Here is a 26,542-nt window from a genome sequence, read left to right as displayed (position 1 = left end):
GCGATTATCCCCCGTAAAAAAAGGGCAGGCAGGATTTTGCGTCCCGTTTGTCGAAGTGATTGGGAAGGTTGGTTTTCGCGGATTAGACCGCGGCGCCGCCTTCTTTTTTTGCGAGATCGACGACTTCTTGTCAAAAAGGAGTGGACGTTTTGGACACCGCTTTGGAAATGCTCCGGCAGGCCGGATGGGCTGCCGTGCAGCTGCTCATATCCCCGTTCTATTATGCGGCATTAATCGTGATCGCGCTGCAGTACGGACGGCAGACCGTGCTCGAGCGAAGATTGTTTCACGTCCGGCTTCACGGATGGCAGAGCCAGCTGCTCCGCTCGGTGCTGGCAGGGTTTGCCGTCGGCCTTGCGATGTCCGCCGCGGGGCTGTTTCTCGGCATTTCGGTTACCGGCGAAGCCGTCCTCTGGATGTGGGGCGCCGCGGCGCTGCTCGCGCTTGTGCGTGTGCGGTTCCTGTGCTTCGCCTACGGTACCGGCCTGCTCGGCGTCCTGCAGTGGGCGCTCGGCTGGACGGCGCTGGCGCAGCGCGGGGACTGGCTGGGCACAGCAGCCGCATCGCTCGCACGGCTCGACATTGCCGGCCTGCTGCTGCTCGCCGCGCTGATGCATCTTGCCGAGGCGCTGCTCGTCAGGCGGCAGGGCGCACGCTTCGCCAGCCCGCTGTTTCTGGCGGGCAAGCGGGGCAAGCTGATCGGCGCTTACGCGCTGCAGGGCTTCTGGCCGGTACCGCTCCTCCTGCTCGTGCCGGCCGCCGCGGGAAGCGGCGCGGAGACGGCGCTGCCGTGGCCGACCTTGCTCGGCGGCGGGTTCACCCAGCAGGGCGCCTGGACGATGATCGGTTTTCCGGTCGTAATCGGCTTCTCCGAGCTGACACGGACGATGCTGCCGGAGATGAAGGCGCGCGGCGTTTCGGCGCTGCTGGCTCTGTACGGCGCCGTCCTTGCGGGGGCGGCGGCGCTTGCGGCCTTCTGGCCGCCCTTTCTGCTAGCCGCAGCGCTGCTTGCGCCGCTCCTGCACGAAGGGATCATGCTGACCGGCCGTCTTTTGGAGGCCGGGCGCAGCCCGCGGTTCACGCATGACGAGCGGGGGCTGTGCGTGCTCGCCGTCATTCCCGGAACGCCGGCGGAAGCGATGGGCCTGCAGGCCGGGGAAATTTTGCAGAAAGTGAATGGCGTCCGCGTCGGGACGAAGGAGGAGCTTCACGCCGCGCTGCACGTCAACTCGGCCTTTTGCCGGCTCGAGGTGATGAACCTCGAAGGCCAGGTCAAATTTGTCCAGCGCGCCCGTTATGCAGGCGAGCATCACCAGCTTGGCGTCGTGCTTGCGCCGGACGAGAAGGCGAATTATTATGCGGCAGCGCGGAACCTGTCGCTCATCGGTCTTCTGCGCCGCGGCCGCGCGGCGCGCAAGCGCGAAACGCCGTCGACGATGTAAGACCCGGCTCCTCGCCGGCTTTTATTTCGGAATCAACGGAAGGCCTGGGACTTTCAATGTCCCGGGCTTTCGTTTTTTGGCCAAATCCTTTTATAATAGAGTTATAGTTTCGTATGCTTTAATAAATGGAGGCAATAGCATGCAGACCATTCATCCGCCAGAAATCCAGCGCATGATCGACGGCCTGAAGGATCAGGACCTTTACATTCATCTCGAAATGACGTCGGGTGCTTATGCGGCGCACCGCGACGCTTCGCGCCATCCGGCCGCGAATTTTATTTCGAACGCCGTGATCCGCTACGCGAGCGGCTCGATTCAGGGCAGCGGGCCTTACCGGGTCGGCCTGAAGACCGAGAAGGGCTGGATCTATACGGAGGGGCTCACCCACTATGAGGAAACCGAGAAAGAGCGCCTGATCATGGCCGGCCACGACGGCGAAGGCAAGCTGGTCGTCGCCCTGCAGCTGAGCCGGGAGCCGTTCTGAACGGACCCGAGGAGAGGAGAAAAAAATGATGGAACGACGAGTTTTGGTCGTACTGCCGCATCCCGACGACGAGGCGTTCGGCATCTCGGGAACGCTGTCCAAATACGTCCAAGAAGGCGCAAGCGTCACCTATGCCTGCCTCACCTTGGGCGAGATGGGACGGAATATGGGCTTCCCGCCTTTTGCAAGCCGGGTGACCCTGCCGTCGATTCGCAAGCAGGAGCTGGAAGCGTCCTGCGCCGCGATCGGCATTCGTGATTTGCGGATGCTCGGCTTCCACGACAAGACGGTCGAATTCGACCGGGAGCGGCTTGACAGCTGCATGGAAGAGCTGCTGAGCGAGCTTAAGCCGACGCTTGTGATCACGTTTTATCCGGGATACAGCGTACACCCCGATCATGACGCCACCGGCGCGTCGGTCATCGAATCGATCCGGAAGCTGCCGGAAGCGGACAGGCCGCTCGTATACTGCGTTGCATTTGCGAGAGGCCACGAAGAAGCGATCGGCAAGCCGGACGTCATTCACGACGTAAGACCGTTCGTGCAGCAAAAAATCGCTTCGATTACTTCGCATCGTTCGCAATTTCAGGCCGTGGTCGGCGAAATGAAGCTTTCGCAGCAGGAAGCCGAAGAACGGTTCGGGACGGAGCGGTTCTGGACGTATACATTCGCCTGATCGTCTATAGTACGGAAGAAGCCCGTCCATCGGTGGACGGGCTTTCTCGCTAGCGTTAAGCTTTTCTCCTTACCTTCGCAATAGATCTTAGGAAAGTAACGTGTTCCCTCGCCAAAGAACAGCATCATCCGTTTCTTCAAGCTGCCGGAACGTTCCCCGGTCGGCTTCGCTGCTTTCGTTCGGCCGACAGCTGCGGCTATTCCAATTTCCGGAGCACGGTAATTTCGACGCGGCGATTTTTTTGGCGGTTCGCTTCGGTTGTATTTGGCGCGACCGGACGGGTGTCGGCGTAGCCGGCGATTTTGAACTTCTTCGGTTCGAGGCCGTCCTTGTCGATAAAATAGCGCAGCACCGACAGCGCTCTGCCGGCCGACAGCCCCCAATTGTCCTGAAATTCGCCGCCGGGCTGGACCGGCAAATTATCGGTATGGCCTTCAATGCTGATCGTGTTGTCCAGCTGCTTAAACAGGCTGGACAGCTTGTCGAGCACCGGAAAGGCGCCTTTCTTCAAGTCCGCTTTGCCGAGATCGAACAGAAACTGATCGGACAGCCGGATCGCGATGCCTTCCGGCACATCGGCAACGAACACCTGGCTTTCGAGATGGTTCGCTTTCGCATATGCCCGCACGATTTTCAGCAAATCCTGCAGCTCCCGTTCCCGCAGTTGCTTTTCCAGCTGCCGCACCTCCTCGGGGTCCGGCATCTGCGCGTTCAGTTTGGTCAGCTTCGGCTGCTGCGCTTTATCGAGGCCCCCGGTCACGCCGGAGCCCATCTCGAGCACCGAGTCCGCTTTGCGGAATTCCAGCTGAAGCGACTGTGCCAGCACTTTGTATTTATCGACATCGATGCGGCTCATGGCGTATAAAATAACAAAAAAGATGAGCAGCAGCGTAATGAGATCGGAGTAAGTAATGAGCCAGCGCTCGTGATTTTCCTTTTCTCCGCCGCGTTTTTTACTCCTCCTGCGCATCCGGCTCCACCTTCTTCGCCTTCGGATTTTCCGCATCCAGCAGCATGAACGAGGTCAGCTTCTTGCGGATGAGCTGCGGATTTTCGCCGGCCTGGAGCGCGAGCACGCCTTCGAGCATCAGCTCCATCGTCTGGATGTGCTCCTCGCTGTTGGATTTGATTTTGCTGGCGATCGGCAGGTACACGAGATTCGCGCCGGCGACGCCGTATAGCGTGGCCGTGAAGGCAACCGCGATTGACGGGCCGAGCAGGCTTGGGTCCGACAAATTGCTGAGCACGTGGATAAGCCCCATCACGGTGCCGATAATGCCCATCGTCGGCGAGAAGCCGCCGGCCGATTCGAAAATTTTTGCCTGCTGCTCGCGCTTGCGTTCGAGCGCATCGATTTCCATCATCAAAATTTGCCGCGTCAGCTCGGGATCCGTGCCGTCGACGACCATCAGCAGCCCGTCGCGCAGGAAGGGCTCGTCCATCCCGTTCGCTTCCTTCTCCAGCGCAAGCACCCCTTCGCGCCTGGCCACCGTAGCCATCGCGACGATCCGGTCGATCAGCTCGTAGGGATCCGCGCCCGAGCGGCTGAAAGCAAGCCGCAGCGCACCGGGGATCTGCTTGAGCCTCGTGAGCGGATAGCTGACGGCGACGGCCGCGAATGTACCGCCGAAGACGATCAGGATGGCCGTTTTCTCAAAGAGGCTTTCCGCATGGCCGCCTTCCCAGACAAAGCCGAAAAATAACGCGAGCAAACCCGCGGCGATGCCAAAAACCGTTGTCATATCCATCGGTTCGAATCAGCTCCGTTTCGTGTGGTAATGTGACGTTTTGCGTTGGCCGGATGCCTTGTTGACAGCAACCTCCGATTGCAACGGGGAGGCGAAATCGGTATAATAGGACGGGAACACATATTCTTATGTATTTTTTGCGACGCTGTCTATTTTATCGGGAAATATGGGCATACCTTTTAATAGGCCTTTATTCATAGAAAACATAGGATTGGGGTGCAGGCGAACATGAGCAAGGCGCAGCTGTTTCAGCTGAAATCCGAATACCGGCCGCAGGGCGATCAGCCGCAGGCGATCCGCAAGCTGGTGGAGGGCGTCGAAGCAGGGATGAGGCATCAGACGCTGCTCGGTGCGACGGGCACGGGCAAAACGTATACGATTGCCAACACGATTGCGCAGCTGAACCGGCCGACGCTCGTCATCGCCCACAACAAGACGCTGGCGGCGCAGCTGTGCAGCGAGTTCCAGGAGTTTTTTCCGGACAACGCCGTGTCCTACTTCGTCAGCTACTACGACTATTACCAGCCGGAGGCTTATATCCCGTCTTCGGATACGTACATCGAGAAGGACTCGAGCATTAACGACGAAATCGACAAGCTGCGTCACTCGGCGACCAGCTCGCTCTTCGAACGGCGCGACGTCATTATTGTCGCGAGCGTCTCGTGCATCTACGGTCTCGGTTCGCCGCTCGAATACAGGGAGCTGGTGCTAAGCCTGCGCGTCGGCATGGAGAAGCCGCGGGACCAAATCCTGCACAAGCTCGTCGACATCCAGTACCAGCGCAACGATATCAATTTCATTCGGGGAACGTTCCGCGTGCGCGGCGATATCGTTGAAATTTTTCCGGTTGCCAACAACGAGCGGGCGATCCGCGTCGAGCTGTTCGGCGATGAAATCGAGCGCATTACCGAGATCGACGTGCTGACGGGCGAAATCGTCGGCGAACGCGATCATGTCGCGATTTTTCCGGCCTCCCACTTCGTGACGCGCGAGGAGACGATGCGCGTGGCACTGAAGAATATCGAAGCGGAGCTGGAGGAGCGGCTCGCCGAGCTGCGCGGACAGGGCAAGCTGCTGGAGGCGCAGCGGCTGGAGCAGCGGACCCGCTACGACCTGGAGATGATGGCGGAGATGGGGTTCTGCTCCGGCATCGAGAACTATTCGGGGCCGCTCACGTTCCGTGAACGCGGCGCGACGCCATATACGCTGTTCGATTATTTTCCCGACGATATGTTGATCGTTATTGACGAATCCCACCAGACGCTGCCGCAGATCCGGGCGATGTACAACGGCGACCGGGCGCGCAAGGAGGTGCTGGTCGATCACGGCTTCCGGCTGCCGTCCGCACTCGACAACCGGCCGCTTCGCTTCGAGGAGTTCGAGGAGAAGGCAGGACAGCTGATCTATGTGTCCGCAACGCCGGGGCCTTACGAGCTGGAGCACTGCCCGACGATGGTGGAGCAGATCATCCGGCCGACCGGGCTGCTGGATCCGATCGTCGAAGTGCGCAAGACGAAAGGGCAGATCGACGACCTGCTCGGCGAAATCCGGGAGCGGCTGGCCAAGGACGAGCGCGTGCTCGTTACGACACTGACCAAGAAAATGTCGGAGGACCTGACCGATTATTTGAAGGACGTCGGCATCAAGGTACGGTATCTGCATTCGGACATCAAGACGCTGGAGCGGATGCAGATTTTGCGCGACCTGCGGATCGGCACCTTTCATGTGCTCGTCGGCATCAATCTGCTGCGGGAAGGGCTGGACCTGCCGGAAGTATCGCTTGTCGCCATTCTGGATGCGGATAAGGAAGGATTCCTCCGTTCCGAACGGTCGATGATCCAGACGATCGGGCGGGCGGCGCGCAACTCCGACGGCCGCGTCATTATGTACGCCGACAAAATCACCGAGTCAATGGAGAAGGCGATTTTCGAGACGGAACGCCGCCGCGCGATCCAGATCGCCTACAACGAGAAGCACGGCATTACGCCGCAGACGATCCGAAAGCGCATCTACAACGTGATCGAAGCGACCAAGGTCGCCGAGCAGAAGAGCGAATATTTAACCGGTCCGAGCGTCGACAAGATGAGCAAGAAGGAACGCCAGTCGCTGATTCAGCGCTTGGAGGCGGAGATGAAGGAAGCGGCGAAAAACCTGCAGTTCGAGCGTGCGGCTGAGCTTCGCGACGCCCTGCTTGAGCTGAAGGCGGAAACGGCTTAACGGGAGGAGAAACTTTAAGTGGCCAGCGATTCGATTGTCATTAAAGGGGCGCGAGCCCACAATTTGAAAAACATCGACGTCACCATTCCGCGCGACCGGTTTGTCGTGTTGACGGGGCTGAGCGGCTCGGGCAAGTCGTCGCTGGCGTTCGATACGATTTACGCGGAAGGGCAGCGCCGCTACGTCGAATCGCTGTCCGCCTACGCGCGTCAGTTTCTCGGGCAGATGGAGAAGCCGGACGTCGATTCGATCGACGGCCTGTCGCCGGCGATTTCCATCGACCAGAAGACGACCAGCCGCAACCCTCGTTCGACGGTCGGCACCGTAACGGAAATTTACGATTATTTGCGGCTGCTGTTCGCCCGCATCGGGAAGCCGCATTGTCCCGATCACGGCATCGAGATCACATCGCAGACGGTGGAGCAGATGGTCGACCGGCTGATGGAATATCCGGAGCGGACGCGGCTGCAAATTTTGGCCCCGATCGTTTCCGGACGCAAAGGGGAGCACACGAAGCTGTTCGCCGATATCCAGAAGCAGGGCTTCGTCCGCGTCCGCGTCAACGGCGAGATGCGCGAGCTGAGCGAGAAGATCGAGCTCGACAAGAACAAGAAGCACACCATCGGGGTTGTCGTTGACCGGATCGTCGTCAAGTCGGATATCGGAAGCCGGCTCGCCGATTCGATCGAGACGGCGCTTAAGCTTTCCGGCGGCCAGGTGCTGGTCGACGTCATGGAGAAGGAAGAGCTGCTGTTCAGCTCGAACCTTGCGTGCCCGCAGTGCGGGTTCAGCATCGACGAGCTGGCGCCGCGCATGTTTTCGTTCAACAGCCCGTTCGGAGCTTGTCCGGAGTGCGACGGTCTCGGGGCGAAAATGATCGTCGATCCCGACCTGCTTGTCTCCGATCCGTCGAAGTCGATTTTCGAAGGCGCTTTTGAGGCATGGGCAGGCAGCACCTCCAACTACTATCCGCAGTTTCTGGATGCCGTTTGCCAGCATTACCGCATTCCGACGAACGTTCCGGTCAAGGATCTGTCTCCCGAGCAAATGAAGAAGCTGCTGTACGGGACGGGCGGAGAGCGGGTGCGGTTCCGCTACGAGAACGATTTCGGCTACACGAAGGAAGCATACGTCCCCTTCGAGGGCATCGTGCACAACCTGGAGCGCCGTTACCGCGAGACGGGCTCGGACGGCATCCGCGAGCATATCGAGCAGTACATGAGCGCCAAGCCGTGCGGCAGCTGCAAGGGCAAGCGGCTGCGCAAGGAAAGCCTGGCCGTAACGGTCGGCAAGCAAAATATCGCGTATGTGACCTCGCTTTCGATTGGTGAAGCCCAGCGCTTCTTCGGCGGTCTCGACCTGAACGAGAAGGAGCTTACGATTGCGAATCTGATTTTGAGGGAGATCAACAGCCGGCTCGGCTTCCTCGTCAACGTCGGGCTGGAGTATTTGTCGCTCAGCCGTTCCGCGGGAACGCTGTCCGGCGGTGAAGCGCAGCGGATCCGGCTCGCGACGCAGATCGGCTCCAGCCTGATGGGCGTCCTGTATATCCTGGACGAGCCGAGCATCGGTCTGCACCAGCGCGATAACGACAAGCTGATCCAGACGCTGGAGCATATGCGCAATCTCGGCAACACGCTGATCGTCGTCGAGCACGACGAAGACACGATGCTGGCCTCCGATTACATTATCGACATCGGTCCCGGCGCGGGCATTCACGGCGGTCAGGTTGTGTCGCAAGGGACGCCGCAGGAAGTGATGGCGGACGAAAATTCGCTGACCGGCGCCTATTTGAGCGGCCGCCGGTTCATTCCGGTGCCGCTGACCCGCCGCGAGACGGGCGACAAGTGGCTCGAGGTGCGCGGAGCGAAAGAAAACAATTTGCGCGGCATTAACGTCAAGATCCCGCTCGGCGTGTTTACGGCCGTGACCGGCGTATCGGGGTCGGGCAAATCGACGCTCGTAAACGAGATTTTATATAAAACGCTGGCGCGCGATCTGAACAAAGCGAAGGTGCGGCCGGGCGAGCATAAGGAGATCCGCGGTCTGGAGCATATCGAGAAGGTCATCGATATCGATCAGTCGCCGATCGGCCGCACGCCGCGTTCCAATCCGGCGACGTACACCGGTGTGTTCGACGACATCCGCGACGTTTTCGCGTCGACGAACGAAGCGAAGGTCCGCGGCTACAAGAAAGGACGCTTCAGCTTTAACGTCAAGGGCGGGCGCTGCGAATCGTGCCGCGGCGACGGCATCATCAAGATCGAGATGCACTTCCTGCCGGACGTCTACGTACCTTGCGAGGTGTGCAAGGGCAAACGGTACAATCGCGAGACGCTCGACGTGAAGTACAAAGGCAAAAGCATCGCCGAAGTGCTGGGGATGACGATTGAGGACGCTTGCGAGTTTTTTAAAAACATTCCGCGCATCCACCGCAAGCTGCAGACGCTGCTCGATGTCGGCCTGGGCTATATGAACCTCGGCCAGCCGGCAACAACGCTGTCCGGCGGAGAGGCGCAGCGCGTGAAGCTCGCTGCCGAGCTGTACCGCCGCAGCACGGGCAAAACGATGTATATTCTCGACGAGCCGACCACCGGCCTGCACGTCGACGATATCGACCGGCTGCTCGTCGTGCTGCACCGTCTTGTCGATTCCGGCGAATCGGTGCTTGTCATCGAGCATAATTTGGATGTAATCAAGACAGCTGACTACTTGATCGATCTCGGGCCGGAGGGCGGCAGCGGCGGCGGCATGATCGTAGCCACCGGTACGCCGGAGCAAGTGGTGAAAACGAAAGCCTCCTATACCGGCCAATACTTGAAGCCGATTTTGGAGCGCGACCGCGCGCGCACGATTGCAAAGCGCGAAGCGGAGGAGGGAGTGGCAGCCGGGAGGGCGGATTAACATCGGCTGGGTTAAACCTCCAGGCGCCGTAGGCTGGACCTTCCGTTCGCTATTTTCCCCGCTCAAGCTAAGGGGAAGTGACGATTGGAAGCCGTCCCGGCCGCAGTCCGTACCCGACTGGAGTGGAAGTGTTACTTCTCTGTACGGTTAAATTGAAGCGACAGACCGGAATCCGTATCGTCGTTTATGCCGTGAACAATTAACCCCGTCTTTCCGGATCAAGCCTTTCGGAAAGACGGGGTTATTTCTGCTGCATGATTCACGTTTCGCCTTCCTCCGCTATCGATCAAAGGGAGAAGCTTGTTCCGCGCGCCTTAAGACGCGCCGGCTGTTTCTTCTTGTCCGATGCCGACACGAAAAAACCTCCGGAGCTTCATCTCCGAAGGCTTTTCGATCGGCTAAATAGTTAACCGGCTAAAATTTCATTCAGCTTTTCTTGGAACGCCGGCACGCCGACGCGCTTCACGAATCCGTTAAACGATTCGCCGGCCGAACGGTTTTCCTTGTAAAATCCAATCAGCTTCACAAGCACGCCGCCGACGTCGTCGCCTTTGACACGGCCTTTCAGCGCGGTATTAAACGATGCGTTGGGGCCGAGCGTACCGCCGACGGCAATGTCGAACGCGTCGACCATGCCTTCCGGTGTTTTGACCAGCGCGCCCTGCAGACCGATATCGGCAATATGCTTCTGGCCGCAGGCGTTCGGGCAGCCGATGAAATGAATGCGGATTTTCTCATCCAGCTCGATAGCCGAATCCAAAAATTCGGCGACGCGGTGTGCGCGTACTTTCGTTTCCACAACGGCCAGATTGCAAAATTCGTTGCCCGTGCACGATACGGTGCGGCTCATGAACGCTTTGGCATTCGGCGACAGGCGGCGCAGAACGGGCGCTTTAAGCGCCTCTTCGACCTTGTCGTCCGGAACGCCGCTGATGATGATGTTTTGCGACATTGTCGTGCGGATTTTACCTTCGCCGTATTGATCTGCGAGATCGGCCAGCTGTTCAAATTCGTCGGCGTTCGTCCGGCCGACCGGAACATTCAGGCCGATAAAGTTATAACCGGCTTGTTTCTGGGGGTATACGCCGTCATAATAAACGGCGTTCCAGCCGAGCATTTTGTTCTCGCCCTTGGACGGCATATCGCCGATAATTTCGAGCAGCTTTTCTTTGAATTTTTCCGGACCCCAGTCGGCAACGAGAAACTTGAGACGCGCCTGATGGCGTTTCTCGCGGTAGCCGTAGTCGCGGAAAATCGTCGTGACGCCGATGGCGACTTTCAGCACCTCGTCCGGACGGACGAATAGATCGAGCTCCTTCGCCAGGTGCGGCTTCGCCGACAGGCCTCCGCCAACGTAAGCGTGGAAGCCGATCACTTCCTGGCCGTCGATTTCTTTCACGGCGGGCACGAACGCAAGGTCGTTGATCTCCGCGTTGGCATTGTTATAAATGTTGCCAGAGATGGACATTTTATATTTGCGGGGCAGGTTCGAGAAATCCCGGTTCAACAGGAAGAAATCGTTAACCTGATTTACAATGTCGACCGTATCGATCAGCTCGTCCTTGTCGATGCCGGCGAGCGGGTTGCCGACGATGGTCCGCGGGCAGTCGCCGCAAGCTTCATACGAGTACAAGCCGACCGCTTCGAGGCGGTTGAAAATATCCGGCATATTCTCGATTTGCAGCCAATGGAACTGAATCGCTTGACGTGTCGTTACATCCATCAGATCGCGCCCGTAATCCCGGGCGATCGAAGCGAGTGCGCGGGCCTGCGCGCTTGTCATAATGCCGGTGTTGATGCGGACGCGCATCATGAAGTGGCCATCCTTCGGCTTTTGCTCGTAAACGCCGGCCCATTTAAACCGGTTCATGTCGTCTTCCGGAATGGAAGCATAGCCTTCCTTCGAATAGTTGTCGATGATGGTACGGATGACATCGAGCCCGTCCTTTTCATGTTTGACGAATTCGAATTTATTCAATTTGGACGGTTCTTTCATCCAAACGGCTTCGTAAGCCATGGTCAAAATCCTCCTCGCTCATGCGAATGCCGGCGCCAACAGTAATTCCGACGATTCAGCTATGAATTATCTACAAAAATGGTACCACATAATCCCGGCATCGACAATGGAAGCAGTAGAATCGTTTTATAAGACTTTATTATGCGGCGTATTGCCTGCGATTATATTGAGGCGTTTTTCATAGCCATCGCAATGGTGACAAAGTTGTTACGAATCGCAATTCGGACTTGCAACATTGGCACGCAGCGGCTAACATTAGCTAATATAGGCTACGTGCGAAATTAAGGAGGTCTCCCATGTTTCTTGCAGATAATGCTGCCACCGCAGCAGCGGCTGCGGCACCGGCAGCGGCGCCGATCAGCAAATTCGATCCGTTCGACATCGTTATGCTGCTGTTTACCATCCTGATCTTCATCGGCTGGGTGCGACTGCTGATGGCACGCCCGAAGAAAAACAAATTCGCGATCGGATTTGCAACCCTTGCGCTTGCCGTCTTCCTCTTCGCAAACTATGTCATGATCTTCAAAGTGTGGCTCAGCTGATCGAACGTTAGCGGCGCGCGCCGTTCAAACCGCCAGGCTTCCGAATTGCCGGAGCTTGGCGGTTTATTCGTTTCCGGAGAAAAGGCGGACTCTTCGCCAGATACGTCGTGCCATGCGCAGAAAAACAGGCTGACACCGGAAACGGAGTCAGCCTGCTGCTTGTAAGCCGGCCGATGAGCCGGTTACACCCACCACATTTCCCCGAGCGGCTCGCGAATGAGCACCTGCTGCAGGTTTTCGACGGCTTTCGTGAAGCCTTCTTCCACGGACATCAACCCGTCTTCATGCTCGATGCTAACGACGTAGTCGTAGCCGACCAGACGCAGGGCGCTGATGATGTCCGCCCAAGTCTTCATGTCGTGGCCGAAACCGACCGTACGGAACTGCCAAGCGCGGTCGAGCATCATCGTATAAGACTGCATATCCGTTACGCCATGCTTGTTGACGTTGATCGGATCGATCGAAGTATCCTTCGCGTGGAAATGATGAATCGCGCCGGCGCGGCCGAGAATTTGAACGGCTTGAACCGGATCGATGCCCTGCCACCACATGTGGCTTGGGTCGAGGTTGGCGCCAATCGCTTCGCCTGCAGCTTCGCGGAGTCGAAGCAGCGTCGCCGGTGTATGGACCGAGAAGCCGCCGTGCAGCTCGAGGCCGATTTTAACGTTGCGCTCGGTAGCGAGCTTGCCGATTTCGGACCAGTACGGAATGACCTTCGCTTCCCACTGCCATTTCAAAATGTCCTGGTAATCGTTCGGCCAAGGCGCGACCGGCCAGTTCGGATATTTCGCGTTTTCATGGTCGCCCGGGCAGCCGGAGAACGTATTGACAACCGGTACGCCGAGCCTCGAGGCCAGCTCGATCGTTTTGCGGATGACCGCATCGTGCTCGCTCGAGATCGCTTTTTGCGGGTGAAGCGGATTCGCATGGCAGCTCAGCGCACTGATCGTCAGTCCGCGGGCGTCGACCGCCGCTTTGAACGCCTTCAGCTTGCTTTCGTCGGCTAACAGCTGGTCGGGATCGCAGTGCGCGTTGCCCGGGTAGCCGCCGGTGCCGATTTCAATCGCTTCGAGTCCTTTGGATGCGATGTAGTCGAGAGACTCTTCGAACGTCTTCTGTGCGAACAGTACGGAAAATACGCCGAGTTTCATCGGATTGATATTCCTCCCATTAATCATATGACTGTCTTAAAGCTGGACAAGCCCTATTATAGCATGCGCAAACGGCCCCGTTGACATGAAGCTGATGCCAATAACAAAATCGCATACAAAAAAGACAAATGAATGCAAGCGTTTTAGCCTGCATTCTGCCATTCGTTTTCGGTGGAATCGGGGGGCTCGCTCTGGTAAACTTGGTTGTACATCATATGAACGAACCATAAAAAGGATGGCGGAATATACAGTGACAATATCAAACGTTATCGAACGACGTCAGGTCGAGCTGCTGGCTCCGGCGGGAGATTGGGAATGCATGCGGGCGGCTGTGGCGAACGGGGCGGACGCGATTTTTTTCGGCGTGGAAAAATTCAACGCGCGGGCGCGGGCGAACAATTTTCAAATGGACGAGCTGCCGGACATTATGGCGTTTCTGCACAGCTACGGAGTTAAAGGCTTCCTCACGTTCAACATTCTCGTCTTCGAGAACGAGCTGGAGGAAGCGAAAAAGCTGGTCGAGGCATGCATCGACGCGGGTGTGGATGCCGTCATCGTGCAGGATCTCGGCCTGGTGAAGCTGATCCGCGAGATCTCGCCCGATTTCCCGATCCACGGCTCTACGCAGATGACGATCACTTCGCCCGAAGCGGTCGAATTCACGAAGCCGTTCGACATCGAACGCGTCGTGTTGGGACGGGAAAACAATTTGAAGCAGATCCGGACGATCGGCGAGCAGGCGAAGCTGCCCATGGAGGTATTCGTGCACGGGGCGCTTTGCGTTTCCTACTCCGGCCAATGCCTTACATCCGAGATGTGGGGAGGCCGCTCGGCCAACCGCGGCGAATGCGCGCAGGCGTGCCGGCTGCCCTACGATCTGCTGGTCGACGGGGAGCGGAAGCCGATGGGCGATGTGGCCTACCTGCTTTCGCCGAAGGACCTGGCGGCGATCGAGATCATTCCGGAGCTGATCGAAGCGGGCGTGGCATCGTTCAAAATCGAGGGCCGCTTGAAAAGCCCCGAATACGTGGCCAACGTCGTGAGCAAATACCGCGCCGCCATCGACCGCTATTTCGAAGGCGATCGGTCGGCCCCCTCGAAGGAAGAGCTGCGGGAGCTGCAGCAGAGCTTCTCGCGCGGCTTTACGCACGGCTTTCTGAAAGGAACGAACAACAAGCAGCTTGTGGAGGGCACGTTTCCGAAAAGCCGGGGCGTTTATCTCGGCCGCGTGGAACGGGTGCTGCAGGACGGCGTCGTCTGCCGCATCGAGGCGCCGCTGAAGCGCGGCGACGGCATCGTTTTCGATGCCGGCGATCCGACGAAGAAGGAAGAGGGCGGACGGGTGTACGATTTGCGGCGTCAGGGCGCGAAGCTGGAGGGCGAAGCTCAGGAAGGAATCGTGCTTGAGCTTGTTCCGGGCCGCCATGACGTTGATCTTAGGCGCGTGCATATCGGCGACCGGATCTGGAAGACGAGCGATCCGGCGCTCGACAGGCGGCTGCGCGCCACCTTCGAGACCGAGAAGCCGTATCGCGTCTTCCCGCTGAAGGTCGAAGTGAGCGGCGTTAGCGGTGAGCCGCTGCGGACGCGCTGGACCGACGTGCAGAAAGGAACGGCCGTCGAGGTCGTCTCCGGACTGCCGCTGGAGCGGGCGGAGAAACGCCCGATGGACGAGGAGCTGCTGAGCGAGCAGCTCGGACGGCTCGGCGGGACAATTTATCAGCTTGAGTCGCTCGAGGCTGAGCTGCAGGGCGATTTGATTCTCCCGATCCGCGAGCTGAACCGGATGCGCCGCGAAGCGGTCGAGCGGCTGGCCGGCGAACGGCCGAAGCCCCCGGTCTATATTAAGCGGGCGGCCGACGTCTATGCGGATGTGCTCCTTGTGAACGCCGCGGGCGATTCCCGCGGGAGAGCCGGGGCGTCGGCGAAGACGCCGGCTGCGCAGCTGACGGCGCTGTGCCGCAGCCTGCCGCAAATCGAGGCGGCGGCTAGTTCCCCGGTCGGCCTGATCTATGCCGATTTCGAGTTTATCAAGCAGTTTCCAGCCGCCGTCGAAATGGCGCGAAGCGCGGGCAAACGTATCGCGCTGGCGACGCCGCGTATCCATATGCCAGGCGAGAACGGCTACCATGCGAACATCCTTAAGCTGCAGCCGGATGCCGTGCTCGTCCGCAACACGGGGGCGCTTTATTATTACATGAAGGCGCGTTCGGAACGCCCGGGCGAACCTTTTCCCGAGCTGATCGGCGATTTCTCGCTGAACATTGCCAACCACAAGACGGCGGACCTGTTTACCGTCGCGGGCTGCAGCCTGGTGACGCCTTCGTACGATTTGAACGTCCAGCAGATGCTGGACCTGCTCAAACGCAGCGATACGTCCAGGATGGAAGTCGTCATCCATCAGCATCTGCCGATGTTCCATACGGAGCACTGCGTGTACTGCACATTCCTGAGCGACGGCACGGATTATACGAATTGCGGCCGCCCGTGCGAGGAGCACCGCGTATCGCTGCAGGACCGGATCGGCATGTCGCACCCGGTGCGCGTCGATGAAGGATGCCGCAACACGGTCTACAACGCGATCGAGCAATCCGGTGCGGAATATTTGCGTCAATTCGCCGATCTTGGCGTCGCTTCGTTCCGGATCGAATTTCTGGAGGAAACGGCGGATAAAGCGGCGGAGGTGATCGGGCTTTACGGGGAAGCGCTGGCCGGGCGGATCGGCGGCACGCACGTATGGCGCAGCCTGAAAGCGATCAACCAGCTTGGGGTGACCCGCGGACAATTGGCGAAATAACGCGAAATCGGCTGGAAGCGTTCCATCTTTCGACCGTTCATGCTACGGAATGCCAACTTTCTGCCGCCGATTGAAGCAGCCGGAAGGGTTTTGAACGGATTAGGCGAATAGTACCAGTATCGGTACACCATTAGCGACGGACGTCGGATGCGGTTGGCTGAAGAAATATGGGGAATATGGTGAGGGCATGAAGATGGATCGCAATAAAGCAAGCGGGAACGAGCTCGGCGATGCTTGGAGCGACAAGGTGCTCGCATTCGAACGGGCTATTTTGGACGGCGGCATGCTTCAGCTTGAGGAGCTTCGTTCCATTCCGGATGCTTATCGGTTGAAATCCCCGGTACTCCTGCGCGCGGAATGCGAGGACGGACTGCTGAGCGGAAACGTTCATGTGACGAAAAAACGGCTGGAAACGGCGCTCAAAGGGTACGCCGCCCAAGCGGACGAGCAGGCGATGCTTACTATGATGGGCATGCTGGCGCTGCTCTACGGTCAGGTTGGCGACAGGATTGAAGCGAAGCCCGTTCTCCTGCTGCTGGAGCAGGAATGGGCGCGGTCGCCCGAGCGGTGCAGCGGCTTTGTCCCCTGGGCGTTGGCGAGGCTGTTGGAGGGGGTAAGCCCGTCGACCGGCGCCGAACGCGGCGCACCGGGCGCATCGGAGCTGTTTTACGAGGCTGCGGACGGTTTCCGCCGGGAAGGGAAACCGGTCTGGGCGGCATTCGCCCTGCTCGACCGGCTCCTGTTTGACCCGGTCACGATCGACGGAACGGAATGGGAGCTGTGGGTGCGCTGGATCAAAAGGCACGCTTCGGAAGCCCGGTACGGGAAAGCGCTTGGCGAACTGCTGGCAAACCGTTCGGGGAACGAGGAGCTGTACGCCTCGCTGCCCGGGCGTTATGCCTATTTGTGCAGGGCGGTACTGTCGGGCGCGGCGGACGAACAGCCGGATGAGCCTCTGGCGGAGGACATCGAAATCCTTCAATATGCTTCTGCGGCTAAAATCAGGCGGGCGCTCCGCAGCGGTGAGGTGCACGGGGCGGCGGCCGAGTTGAATACGCTCACATTGCTGCTGCGAAGCGGAGCGGCGCCGGCGATGCGGCGGCTTGCCGCCTCGCTTGCCGAAGAAATTCATGCGGCGCGCGAAAATGAACATGCGGCGGCCTGGCTGCCGCCGGGCGCGGCGGAGTTTGATCCGTCTTCGGACAAGGCGCTTGTCGACGAAGTGATCGGCGACCCCAGCCTAAATCCCGCCTATGACGGCGCACCGCCGGCGAACGGGCCGGGTCGAGCGGACGGCGGGATCGCCAAATGGCGCGTCAAGCTGTTCGACGGTATTTCCTTCGGCCGCATCGGCTCGGAGGAAGCCCGGCCCGTCTGGAAGCGCCGGAAAGCGGGGGAGCTGCTCGTTTATTTGCTCGTGCAGCCGGGGTACCGGGCAAGCCGGGAACAGGTCATCGAGCGGGTCTTCGGCGAAGGCGATCCGGCGAAACGGTCGAACCAGCTGTACGTCACGCTGCACGATTTGCGCCAAACGCTTCGGGACATGGGACTGTCGGACGATCCCGTTTACGCCCGGCGAGGCGTCATCGGCATCGAAGAGCAGTGGGTCGACGTTGTCGATTACGAGAAATATTTGGCGCTCTCCCGCGTCGGCGACCAGCTTTGGACGGACGACCGGGAGGAAGCATGCCGGCTGTACGACGAAGCGCTTCCGATTTACGGCAAGCTGGGAACGGAGCTGCCCCAGACGGACTGGCTCGAACGGCTTCGCGAGCAGCTGCTCGACCGGCAGACGATCATGCTGAAGCGGCTGGCCGTTTATTATACGGAAATCCGCGACGATATTCGCGCGGAGCAGCGGCTGGCGGACTGGATTTCGTTTCGCCCCGAGCAGGAGGAAGCGTACGAGCTCATGATCCGGCATAACCTCGGTCAAGGACGGCGGACCGAAGCGGCCGGCTGGTACCGGCGGCTGGAACGCGTCTGCAAGGAAGAGCTGGGAAGCCGGCCGAACGAGGAGATCCAGCGGCTGTTATGGGGATGAGAAGGAGCAAGGAAGAGTTTGCGTGTCCCGGAGCGAGTCTGACCCGGTCCCTTCTGGTTCTCTACACCGTGTCGCTTCTGGTCGGACTTGTCATTGCGCTGGGTGGAAACGTGCTGATCTTAAACGTCTCGCTCTCCAGCCTGCCCATGTTCGGCCTGCCGATTGCCTTCCTGTGCGCTTCGGTCATTGCGGCCGCGCTGTTCGGGTTGACCCGGCTCCGGCTGAAGCCGGTCTATGAATGGTTTCGCGAAAACGGGTCGAAGGAGCAGGAGCAGTCCGCCTTGTTCCGGTTGTTCCGTTGGCCGTACGAGCTGCTTGTCGTCATGAGCGTCCTCGGCTGTCTGTTTTCGATTGCGGCGCACGTTGCGGACAAGCTTCGCTCCGGCGGCGCAGCGGGTTTAGCGCAGGCCGATTGGCCAAGGCTGCTCGGCATAATAGCGGGGGAGCAAAGCCTGTCGGTCACGCTCGGCATCTTCATGTTCACCGCCGTCAGAAGGCTGCTGCGGCCGATTTTGCTGCGGGTGCAGCCGCTGCCGGACCGGTTTACCCCTCACGCTTCGATCGCCCAGCCGCTGCTGATCACTTATGCGGGAACGTTTTTGATCGCGCTGCTGAGCCTGTTCCAATTGATCGTCACGGCCCGGGAAGCGGGTAAAGGGGTCAATCTTTACGTATTCGCCGGAGCCGCCTTCTTTTATTTCACCGCCGGCCTCCTTCTGTTCGGGTTCGTGACGCTTCAGTTCCAGCGGGAGCTTCGCGAATTGATCCGCCGGATCCGAGAGCTGGTCAGCGGAGGACGGGAAGGAATCGGCTCGCGGATGCCGGTCATTTCGGGGGACGAAACGGGCGAGCTGGCGCTGGCCTTTAACGAGCTGCAGGCCCGCATCGGCCGCGAATACGAATCGTTCGAGCGCGAGCTGAAGCTGGCCTACAACGTGCAGGAGAAGCTGCTGCCGCCCGGCGATTTGACGATCGGCTCGTACCGGATCGCCGCGCGCTGCCGGCAGAGCCGGGGCGTCGGGGGCGATTTTTTCGACGTGCTGTCGCTAGGCCCCAGCCGGTTTGCGTTCATGATCGGCGACGTGTCGGGCAAAGGCATGCCGGCGGCGCTGATGATGTCCGCGCTGCTTCTTTTGTTTCGCGCGGAAGTGAAGCGCTGCGGCGAATCGGCCGAAACGCTGTCGCGGCTCAACCGGCAGCTGTGCGAGGCGATGGGCGAAGAGGGCTCCGTCTCCATCGGCGTCGGCATCGTCGATATGGCGACGGACAAGATCCAATATGCAAGCGCGGGGCATTTGTCCCCTTATTTGGTCTCGGCAGAAGGCGAGGCGAAACCGGTCGAATCCAGCTCGCTGCCGATCGGCTTCGATACGGATGCGAGGTATGAGCGGACCGAGTTCGCGATGAAAGCGGGTGATCGTCTGGTCCTGTATACGGACGGACTGATCGAAGCCAAAGACGCCGCCGGGACGATGTACGGCTTCCAAGGGCTCGAGGCCGAGCTGGCCGAATGGGGAACAAGCGGCGATCTGTCCGGATTCGTTGACGAATGGCTCCATCGTCTGGATCGTACGTTCCGTTATGGCGGCGACGACCGTACCGTGGTGGTGCTGGAGCAGGCCGCTCACCTGCGCAAGCCGTCGATTGCGGCGGACAGCGTTTCTCCGGGCGGATTTCCGCCCGGTCCGTTTGTGAACCGCGAATGGTCGCTTCACAGCCGGCTGGGCGAAGAGCGCGGGGTCGCGCTGGAGCTCGGCGCCTGGATCGAAGAGGCCTGGCCCGAGGCGAACGTGCGCGAGGACGTGCAGAGCGCGATCGCCGAAGCGATCGTCAACGCGATCGAGCACGGGAACAATCTGCGTGAGGACGCGCGCGTGGCGGTTGTCGCTCAAATCGGAAGCCGCCTGACCGTCTGCAAAGTATACGACGAGGGCGGCGGGTATTTTCCGCACGTGGCGCGCGACGAGGCGGAAATGGAGAAGAAGCGGGAATCCGACGATCCGCGGGGATGGGGCCTTGTGCTGATCGATTCGCTGGCGGATTACTGGTCTACCGGGCGGGACGAACGGGGATTTTATACCGAGCTGTACTTTATGCGGAAAACAAAGGCCGGACTCGGTCTATAATAGAGAAGGAAAGGGGCTGACTGGCGGTGGAACAGCCGTTAACGATCGAAAAACGTTCCTTTCAAAACGGAATGGTGCTCAAACTGGCCGGCGATCTGACGAAAGCGGCGGAAGCGGATCTGCTTGAAGGACCGGGCGGCGCCGGAAGTCTCGGCGAGGACGTCCGTTTTCTTGCGCTGGATTTAAGCCGGGTCCCCTATATCAACAGCGGCGGGATGGCGGTTCTGATCCGTCTCGCCCGGAACGGCAAAAAAGCCGGAGTACACACCTTCGCCTGGGGCGTGACGCCGCATTACGAAAAATTGTTTCGCATGGTCGGATTGACCGAATTCGTCATGCTTTATCCGGATGAATTCGCCGTCTTCGAACGGATCGAATCGCTCGAGCCGTGAATTTACGCGACCTGCCCGAAGGAGCCGACACCAATGAAACCGGCGATATATGAAAACTGGAGGCACGCGTTCAAGCTGGATCCCGACAAGGAGCTGTCCGACGAAGCGCTGGAGGCGGTCTGCACGTCCGGCACCGATGCGGTGATCGTCGGCGGCTCGAGCGGGGTGACCTATGACAATACGAATGAGCTCTTGTCCCGGATCCGCCGCTACCCGGTGCCGTGCGCGCTTGAGGCATCCAGCGGAGAGGCGGCCGTTCCGGGCTTCGATTACTACTTCATCCCGCTTGTACTTAACGGCGAGGCCGAATGGCTTGTCCGGCGGCAGCTTGAGGCGCTGCGCCTATACGGCGTGTTTATCCCTTGGGAGCAAACGGCCGCGGAAGGATATGTGATCTTGAACGGAGCGTCGGAGGCCGCCCGGCGGACGGGCGCCGAAACCGAACTGGATGCGGAGCAGATCGAAGCCATCGTGCGCATGGCCGACCGGCTGATGCGTCTGCCGATCCTTTATATCGAATACAGCGGCGTATTCGGCGACATGGAGCGGCTCGGACGAATCCGGGAGCTGCTGACCGGGGCGCGGCTTTTTTACGGGGGCGGCATCGACGGTCCGGAGAAGGCGCGCGCCGCTGCGGCATGGGCCCATACCGTCATCGTCGGTAACGCGGTCTACGACAAACTGAACGAAGCGCTCTCAACCGTAGCGGCCGTTAAAGAAAATATCGATTGACTCGTCCGAACTTTTGCAATCCGCCGCTCAATCGTTTTCGAAACGGCCGTAAGGATGACGCGGCGCCTTCACGCCCTGGATCCCAGATCGTTACGGATGCCACGTCCGATTTGAGACGTAAGCATTCAACGTCCATCCCAAACGCGATGCCGTTCCGATTGGGGGAATGTCGGTCATCCGGCTCCATAACAATCGATACGGCACTGTCATTTCCGGTTCGCCGGCACACGTGCATCCTGACGTCCACCCCGGTGGTTAAGGGAGTGTCATTTCGGATTGCAACGCAAGCATCCAGACATCCATCCCAGTGGTTACCACAATACCGTTTCGTGCTGCAACGCGGAACATCCGCATTAATCCCAATCGCTACACCTTTGCCTGCTCCCCGGTTTCCAGTGCGGAGGATCCAATCCCTTGTTCGCCGCGACACACACTTTTTTCATTCGCCTTTTTTCATTCGCTTCGTAAATCCTGTTTTTACCTGCAGACACCTCCTGTAACTGTTCTTACCCGAGTTCACCGGCTCAATGAAGCCGGCACAGCCGAAAACTCAATTGACACCGCCGCGGCGGTTGTCTATGCTGAGAATAGGCGAACAAATGCGAACAAAAGGAGTTTTACCGGTATGCTGAATGAATACGGTATCGACCAGGCGGTGCAGAAGCTGAATCCCCCGCAGCGGGAAGCGGTGCAGGCAACGGAAGGGCCGCTGCTTATTATGGCGGGAGCGGGAAGCGGCAAAACGCGGGTGCTGACCCACCGGATCGCGTATTTGATCGAAAAGCGCCGCGTCGCTCCGTGGAGCATTCTGGCGATCACCTTTACGAACAAGGCGGCTCGAGAGATGCAGCAGCGTGTCGCGTCGCTTGTCGGTCCCTCCGGACAGGATATATGGGTGTCCACCTTTCACTCGATGTGCGTGCGCATCCTGCGCAAGGATATCGGCCGCATCGGATTTACGTCCAATTTTTCCATTCTCGATTCGGCGGACCAGCTTTCCGTGATCCGCAATTGCATGAAGGATATGAATATCGACACGAAAAAGTTCGAGCCGAAAGGCGTACAGGCGGCGATCGGGGGAGCGAAGAACGAGCTGTTGACGCCGGAACGGTTCGAGAACCGGGCAGGGAGCTACTTCGACCAAATCGTGGCCAAAGTATATGCAAGCTACCAGAAGCGGCTCAAGAGCAACAACTCGCTCGACTTCGACGACCTCATCATGACGACGATCCAGCTGTTCAAGGACGAGCCGGATGTGCTCCATTTTTACCAAAACAAGTTCCGTTATATCCACGTCGACGAATATCAGGACACGAACCGCGCGCAGTATATGCTCTGCCGGATGCTGGCGGATAAGCATCACAATATTTGCGTCGTCGGCGACAGCGACCAGTCGATTTACCGGTGGCGGGGCGCGGATATTACGAACATTTTGAATTTTGAACAGGACTACCCGGAATCGAAGACGATTATGCTGGAGCAGAATTACCGTTCGTCGGCGAATATTTTGAACGCTGCGAACGCCGTGATCAATCTGAATGCCGGTCGCAAGCCGAAGAAGCTGTGGACCGATCGCGGCGGGGGCGAATCGATCGGGGTATACGTGGCGGAATCCGAGCACGACGAAGGGTATTTCGTGACGTCGGAAATTCGCAAGCATGTTTCAAAAGGGCGAAAATACGCCGATCATGCCATTCTTTACCGGACAAATGCACAGTCCCGCGTGATCGAGGAAACTTTAATTAAATCCGATATTCCGTATCAAATTGTCGGCGGCATCAAATTCTATGACCGGAAGGAAATTAAAGACCTGCTCGCCTATTTGCGGCTGGTCTCCAACCCGGACGATGACATCAGCTTCGTGCGAATCGTCAACGTGCCGAAGCGGGGCGTCGGCGATACGACGGTCGCCCGGCTGGCGGAAATCGCCGGGGAGCGCGGCGTTTCGCTGCATGCGCTTCTCGAGGAGCTCGATTGGCTGGACGTGACGGGCCGCGCCCGGACCTCGCTGCGCGAGTTTCGCGAGATGATCGGCAATTTGACCCGGATGGTCGAATATTTGTCGGTCACCGAGCTGACGGAGAAGGTGCTCGAATTATCCGGCTACCGCGAGGAGCTGAGCCGCGAGAATACGCTGGAATCGAAAGCGCGGCTCGAGAATATCGACGAGTTCCTGTCGGTGACGATGGACTTCGAGAAGCGAAGCGAAGACAAGTCGCTCGTATCGTTCCTGACCGATTTGGCGCTGATTGCCGATATCGATTCGATGGGCCGGACCGAGGCCGAGGACGGCGAGAAGGATGCCGTCGTGCTCATGACGATGCACAGCGCCAAAGGCCTCGAATTCCCGATCGTTTTCATCATCGGGATGGAGGAGGGCGTGTTCCCGCACAGCCGCGCGTTGATGGACCACGAGGAGCTCGAGGAGGAGCGCCGGCTTGCGTACGTCGGCATTACACGCGCCGAAGAGCGCCTGTATTTATCCTGCGCGCGGACCCGCACGCTGTTCGGCCGCGCGAGCGCGAATCTGCCGTCGCGCTTCCTGACCGAGGTGCCGGACGAGGTGAAAGAGGAAGCCTCGCCCGGCACCGTAATCGGGCGGCGCGCCGGCGGCATCGGCTACGGCGCCGGCAGCCGCGGCTCCGCGGGAACCGGCGGGTTCGGGTTCCGCGGCGCGGGGGGACGCCCCGGCGCGGTCGGGGCGTCCGGCGCGGCGGGCGCCGGCTCTTCCGGCGTGCGCGTAAGCACGCCGCTCGACGCCGCACGCGCGGCCGGAGCGGGCGCCGCCGGAGACGCGGCGGCGCGCGATTTCGCGGCGGGTGACAAGGTATCGCACGCCAAATGGGGCGTCGGCACCGTCGTCTCCGCGCGCGGCACCGGCAACGACAAGGAGCTGCAGATCGCATTTCCGGCTCCGGTCGGGGTAAAGAAGCTGCTCGCAAGCTTTGCTCCGATTACGAAAGTATAGCTTTGATTTTTATATCGGGAGGAACGATGGCGCTGTGACAACGGCAATGGAACCGGGGCAGGCCCGCGATCCGAAGCTTGAGGCCCAAATGCGCGAGCTTGCGGAGCAAATCGAACATCATAACTATCAGTATTACACCTTGGATCAACCGACGATCAGCGACAAAGAATACGATGCCCTGTACGATAAGCTTGTCGAATTGGAACGCCAGGCCGGCTATGCGCTGGAGGATTCCCCGACTCAGCGGGTCGGAGGCGACATTCTGAAGGGCTTCGAGCCGCACCGTCATCGGGCCCGCTTGTGGAGCCTCGATAAAGCGCAGGACCGCGAAGCGCTTCTCGCATGGAACGCCCGTGTCCTGAAAGGGATCAACGATTTCAATTCCAAAAATCCGGACGCCGTCCCGTTGCCGGAACCGTCCTACGTCATCGAACTGAAATTCGACGGTCTTACCCTGAATTTGACCTATGAAGGGGGAAAACTCGTTCAAGCCGCAACCCGCGGCAGCGGCGTTGTCGGCGAAGGTATTTTGGCCCAGGTTAAAACGATTAAATCCATTCCGCTGACCATTCCGTTTACGGGCGGGCGGATCGAAGTGCAGGGCGAAGGCATCATGTTTCTATCCGTGCTCGAAGCCTATAACAAAACCGCCGTCGATCCGCTCAAGAACGCGCGCAATGCTGCGGCCGGCGCGCTGCGCAATCAGAATCCGCGCATAACGGCCGAGCGCCGCTTAAGCGCATTTATCTACAATGTCGGTTATGCCGAAAACGTCGCGTTCGCCACGCATCAGGACATGCAGCGTTTTCTGCAGGACAACCGGTTCAAGGTCAATCCGTATTCAACGTACTGGAATACGATTGAAGAAGTGACCGCCGAGCTGGAACGGATCGAAGCGATGCGCGGCGAGCTGGATTATCTCATTGACGGAGCCGTTGTGAAGCTGACCGATATGCGCACGCGCGAAGTGCTCGGCTATACCGACAAATTCCCGCGCTGGGCGGTCGCGTACAAATTCGAGGCCGAAGAGACGACAACGATTCTCGAATCGGTATCCTGGGAAGTCGGCCGAACCGGGAAAATCACGCCTGTTGCGCGTGTCGAAGCGGTCGAGCTGGCGGGCGTTTCCGTGCAAAACTGCACATTGAACAATATCGGCGACATCGAACGCAAAAATTTGAAGCATGCGCTCGGCACCCGCGTCTTTATTCGCCGCTCCAACGACGTGATCCCCGAAATACTCGGAAAAGCGGACGACGAGCCCGGGGCGGAGATCGTATACCCCGACGCATGCCCGTCGTGCGGCACGGCTCTGGAGCTGCGCGGAGCCCATTTGTTTTGTCCCAACAAGCTCGGCTGCAAGCCGCAGACGATCGGGCGCATCACTCATTTTTCTTCCCGGGACGCCATGGATATTGAAACGTTCAGCGTCATGACGGCGGAGCAGCTGTTCGATGAATGCGGCGTGCACGACCCGGCCGATCTGTATGATCTGACCTATGACAATTTGATCGGATTGGAGCGCTTTGGCGACAAGAAGGCGCGCAATCTGCTCGAAGCGATCGAGAAGTCCAAGGACCGCGAGCTTGCCGCCTTTCTGTTCGCGCTCGGCATTCCGAATACCGGCAAAGCGACGACCAAAATGCTCGCCGACCATTTTGGCAGCTTGGAGGCGGTCCGTTCCGCTGCAATAGAAGAATTGGTGAACCTGCCGGATGTCGGGGGCATTGTGGCGGAGAGCATCTATACGTATTTCCGCGATCCGGTTGCGGCCTCCAGCATCGATCGAATGATCGCCAGCGGCGTGAAAGCGAAGTCCGATGCGCCGCCCCCCGTGCGAACGGACAGCGCGTTCAGCGGCAAAACGGTGGTGCTGACCGGCACGCTTGCGACGATGAGCCGCGACGAAGCGGCGAAAAAGCTCGAAGCGCTTGGAGCGAAGGTAAGCGGCAGCGTATCGAAAAAGACGGATTTCGTCATCGCGGGCGAGAATGCAGGCAGCAAGCTGACGAAAGCGCGCGATCTTGGCATAACGGTAATCGAAGACGAGGACGCGTTCAAAAAAATGCTGGGCGAATAATATACAGCGAAAAGCCGCTGCGAAGGAAGGGATAACGCGGCGGCTTTTGTCATTTTTTACAAGTTGATTTCTTTTGCGGAAAAATGTTATATTATTTTTTGCCGCTCGAAAGGGCTGAGAAACACCAACAGTCAGCTTCGAAAAAAGATTCGAAACGCTGTTGACATAGCCAACGAGAGCTGGTATTATAGGTATCTGTCACGACAAAAGGTGACAGCAAGT

The 26,542-nt window shown here is 59.1% G+C and carries 17 protein-coding genes; 13 read left to right on the top strand and 4 right to left on the bottom strand.

The window, feature by feature from the left end:
• Positions 1-140 precede the first annotated feature (140 nt).
• The 3 genes from PD282_RS24720 (at position 141) to bshB2 (ending at position 2,602) form a co-directional block, all read left to right on the top strand.
• Positions 141-1,442: a PDZ domain-containing protein gene (locus PD282_RS24720; protein WP_420832326.1), complete on the top strand. Its 1,302-nt coding sequence runs from the start codon at positions 141-143 to the stop codon at positions 1,440-1,442.
• A 139-nt stretch (positions 1,443-1,581) separates the two neighbouring features.
• A complete protein-coding gene (locus tag PD282_RS24715; protein ID WP_274654137.1) occupies positions 1,582-1,926 on the top strand; it encodes a YojF family protein in 345 nt (114 codons plus the stop codon).
• 28 nt (positions 1,927-1,954) lie between these two features.
• Positions 1,955-2,602, top strand: a complete 648-nt coding sequence (bshB2, locus tag PD282_RS24710) for a bacillithiol biosynthesis deacetylase BshB2 (protein ID WP_274654135.1) — start codon at positions 1,955-1,957, stop codon at positions 2,600-2,602.
• 196 nt (positions 2,603-2,798) lie between these two features.
• Here bshB2 and PD282_RS24705 read toward each other — a convergent pair whose 3' ends face one another.
• Together PD282_RS24705 and PD282_RS24700 are read right to left on the bottom strand one after the other, a co-directional pair.
• Positions 2,799-3,572: an OmpA/MotB family protein gene (locus tag PD282_RS24705; protein ID WP_274654133.1), complete on the bottom strand. Its 774-nt coding sequence runs from the start codon at positions 3,570-3,572 to the stop codon at positions 2,799-2,801.
• The gene (locus tag PD282_RS24700) at positions 3,556-4,350 is read right to left on the bottom strand and encodes a flagellar motor protein (protein ID WP_274654131.1); all 795 of its coding nucleotides are present in this window, start codon (positions 4,348-4,350) and stop codon (positions 3,556-3,558) included. The genes PD282_RS24705 and PD282_RS24700 overlap by 17 nt, the downstream gene beginning before the upstream one ends.
• Positions 4,351-4,578: 228 nt before the next feature.
• Between PD282_RS24700 and uvrB the strand changes: the two genes are divergently transcribed.
• Both uvrB and uvrA read left to right on the top strand, forming a co-directional pair.
• The gene (gene uvrB, locus PD282_RS24695; protein WP_274654129.1) at positions 4,579-6,567 is read left to right on the top strand and encodes an excinuclease ABC subunit UvrB; all 1,989 of its coding nucleotides are present in this window, start codon (positions 4,579-4,581) and stop codon (positions 6,565-6,567) included.
• 18 nt (positions 6,568-6,585) lie between these two features.
• Complete coding sequence (gene uvrA, locus PD282_RS24690; protein WP_274654127.1) at positions 6,586-9,471, top strand: excinuclease ABC subunit UvrA; 2,886 nt, start codon at positions 6,586-6,588, stop codon at positions 9,469-9,471.
• A 406-nt stretch (positions 9,472-9,877) separates the two neighbouring features.
• Here uvrA and PD282_RS24685 read toward each other — a convergent pair whose 3' ends face one another.
• On the bottom strand, positions 9,878-11,488 hold the full coding sequence (locus tag PD282_RS24685; protein ID WP_274654125.1) for a nitrite/sulfite reductase: 1,611 nt from the start codon (positions 11,486-11,488) through the stop codon (positions 9,878-9,880).
• Positions 11,489-11,784: 296 nt separating this feature from the next.
• Between PD282_RS24685 and PD282_RS24680 the strand changes: the two genes are divergently transcribed.
• Positions 11,785-12,030, top strand: coding sequence for a hypothetical protein (locus PD282_RS24680; RefSeq protein ID WP_274654123.1), 246 nt, complete (start codon positions 11,785-11,787; stop codon positions 12,028-12,030).
• 182 nt (positions 12,031-12,212) lie between these two features.
• Here PD282_RS24680 and PD282_RS24675 read toward each other — a convergent pair whose 3' ends face one another.
• Positions 12,213-13,181 carry a sugar phosphate isomerase/epimerase family protein gene (locus PD282_RS24675; protein ID WP_274654121.1) on the bottom strand — a complete coding sequence of 323 codons (969 nt, stop codon included), beginning with the start codon at positions 13,179-13,181 and terminating at the stop codon, positions 12,213-12,215.
• 319 nt (positions 13,182-13,500) lie between these two features.
• Between PD282_RS24675 and PD282_RS24670 the strand changes: the two genes are divergently transcribed.
• The 7 genes from PD282_RS24670 (at position 13,501) to ligA (ending at position 26,320) form a co-directional block, all read left to right on the top strand.
• The gene (locus tag PD282_RS24670; protein ID WP_420832377.1) at positions 13,501-15,978 is read left to right on the top strand and encodes a U32 family peptidase; all 2,478 of its coding nucleotides are present in this window, start codon (positions 13,501-13,503) and stop codon (positions 15,976-15,978) included.
• A 193-nt stretch (positions 15,979-16,171) separates the two neighbouring features.
• A complete protein-coding gene (locus PD282_RS24665; protein ID WP_274654117.1) occupies positions 16,172-18,022 on the top strand; it encodes an AfsR/SARP family transcriptional regulator in 1,851 nt (616 codons plus the stop codon).
• The gene (locus PD282_RS24660) at positions 18,013-20,148 is read left to right on the top strand and encodes an ATP-binding SpoIIE family protein phosphatase (RefSeq protein WP_274654115.1); all 2,136 of its coding nucleotides are present in this window, start codon (positions 18,013-18,015) and stop codon (positions 20,146-20,148) included. Before PD282_RS24665 ends, PD282_RS24660 begins: the two co-directional genes overlap by 10 nt.
• Before the next feature lie 26 nt (positions 20,149-20,174).
• Positions 20,175-20,540, top strand: coding sequence for an STAS domain-containing protein (locus PD282_RS24655; RefSeq protein WP_274654113.1), 366 nt, complete (start codon positions 20,175-20,177; stop codon positions 20,538-20,540).
• Positions 20,541-20,573: 33 nt separating this feature from the next.
• Positions 20,574-21,272: a heptaprenylglyceryl phosphate synthase gene (gene pcrB / locus PD282_RS24650; protein ID WP_274654111.1), complete on the top strand. Its 699-nt coding sequence runs from the start codon at positions 20,574-20,576 to the stop codon at positions 21,270-21,272.
• Positions 21,273-21,897: 625 nt separating this feature from the next.
• Positions 21,898-24,240, top strand: coding sequence for a DNA helicase PcrA (pcrA, locus tag PD282_RS24645; RefSeq protein WP_274654109.1), 2,343 nt, complete (start codon positions 21,898-21,900; stop codon positions 24,238-24,240).
• 88 nt (positions 24,241-24,328) lie between these two features.
• The gene (gene ligA / locus PD282_RS24640) at positions 24,329-26,320 is read left to right on the top strand and encodes an NAD-dependent DNA ligase LigA (RefSeq protein WP_420832376.1); all 1,992 of its coding nucleotides are present in this window, start codon (positions 24,329-24,331) and stop codon (positions 26,318-26,320) included.
• The last annotated feature ends 222 nt before the right edge of the window (positions 26,321-26,542 follow it).

Origin of the sequence: Paenibacillus humicola (assembly GCF_028826105.1) — a bacterium.
Lineage (GTDB): Bacteria > Bacillota > Bacilli > Paenibacillales > Paenibacillaceae > Paenibacillus_Z > Paenibacillus_Z humicola.
This window is presented reverse-complemented; position numbering and strand designations above follow the sequence as displayed.

Coding starts and splice junctions, on each gene's coding strand:
- PD282_RS24700 (WP_274654131.1), bottom strand. CDS start 4,350: ATGGATATGACAACGGTTTTTGGCATCGCCGCGGGTTTGCTCGCGTTA.
- pcrA (WP_274654109.1), top strand. CDS start 21,898: ATGCTGAATGAATACGGTATCGACCAGGCGGTGCAGAAGCTGAATCCC.
- uvrB (WP_274654129.1), top strand. CDS start 4,579: ATGAGCAAGGCGCAGCTGTTTCAGCTGAAATCCGAATACCGGCCGCAG.
- bshB2 (WP_274654135.1), top strand. CDS start 1,955: ATGGAACGACGAGTTTTGGTCGTACTGCCGCATCCCGACGACGAGGCG.
- PD282_RS24685 (WP_274654125.1), bottom strand. CDS start 11,488: ATGGCTTACGAAGCCGTTTGGATGAAAGAACCGTCCAAATTGAATAAA.
- PD282_RS24680 (WP_274654123.1), top strand. CDS start 11,785: ATGTTTCTTGCAGATAATGCTGCCACCGCAGCAGCGGCTGCGGCACCG.
- ligA (WP_420832376.1), top strand. CDS start 24,329: ATGCGCGAGCTTGCGGAGCAAATCGAACATCATAACTATCAGTATTAC.
- PD282_RS24675 (WP_274654121.1), bottom strand. CDS start 13,181: ATGAAACTCGGCGTATTTTCCGTACTGTTCGCACAGAAGACGTTCGAA.
- PD282_RS24715 (WP_274654137.1), top strand. CDS start 1,582: ATGCAGACCATTCATCCGCCAGAAATCCAGCGCATGATCGACGGCCTG.
- PD282_RS24670 (WP_420832377.1), top strand. CDS start 13,501: ATGCGGGCGGCTGTGGCGAACGGGGCGGACGCGATTTTTTTCGGCGTG.
- pcrB (WP_274654111.1), top strand. CDS start 20,574: ATGAAACCGGCGATATATGAAAACTGGAGGCACGCGTTCAAGCTGGAT.
- PD282_RS24705 (WP_274654133.1), bottom strand. CDS start 3,572: ATGCGCAGGAGGAGTAAAAAACGCGGCGGAGAAAAGGAAAATCACGAG.
- PD282_RS24660 (WP_274654115.1), top strand. CDS start 18,013: ATGGGGATGAGAAGGAGCAAGGAAGAGTTTGCGTGTCCCGGAGCGAGT.
- PD282_RS24665 (WP_274654117.1), top strand. CDS start 16,172: ATGGATCGCAATAAAGCAAGCGGGAACGAGCTCGGCGATGCTTGGAGC.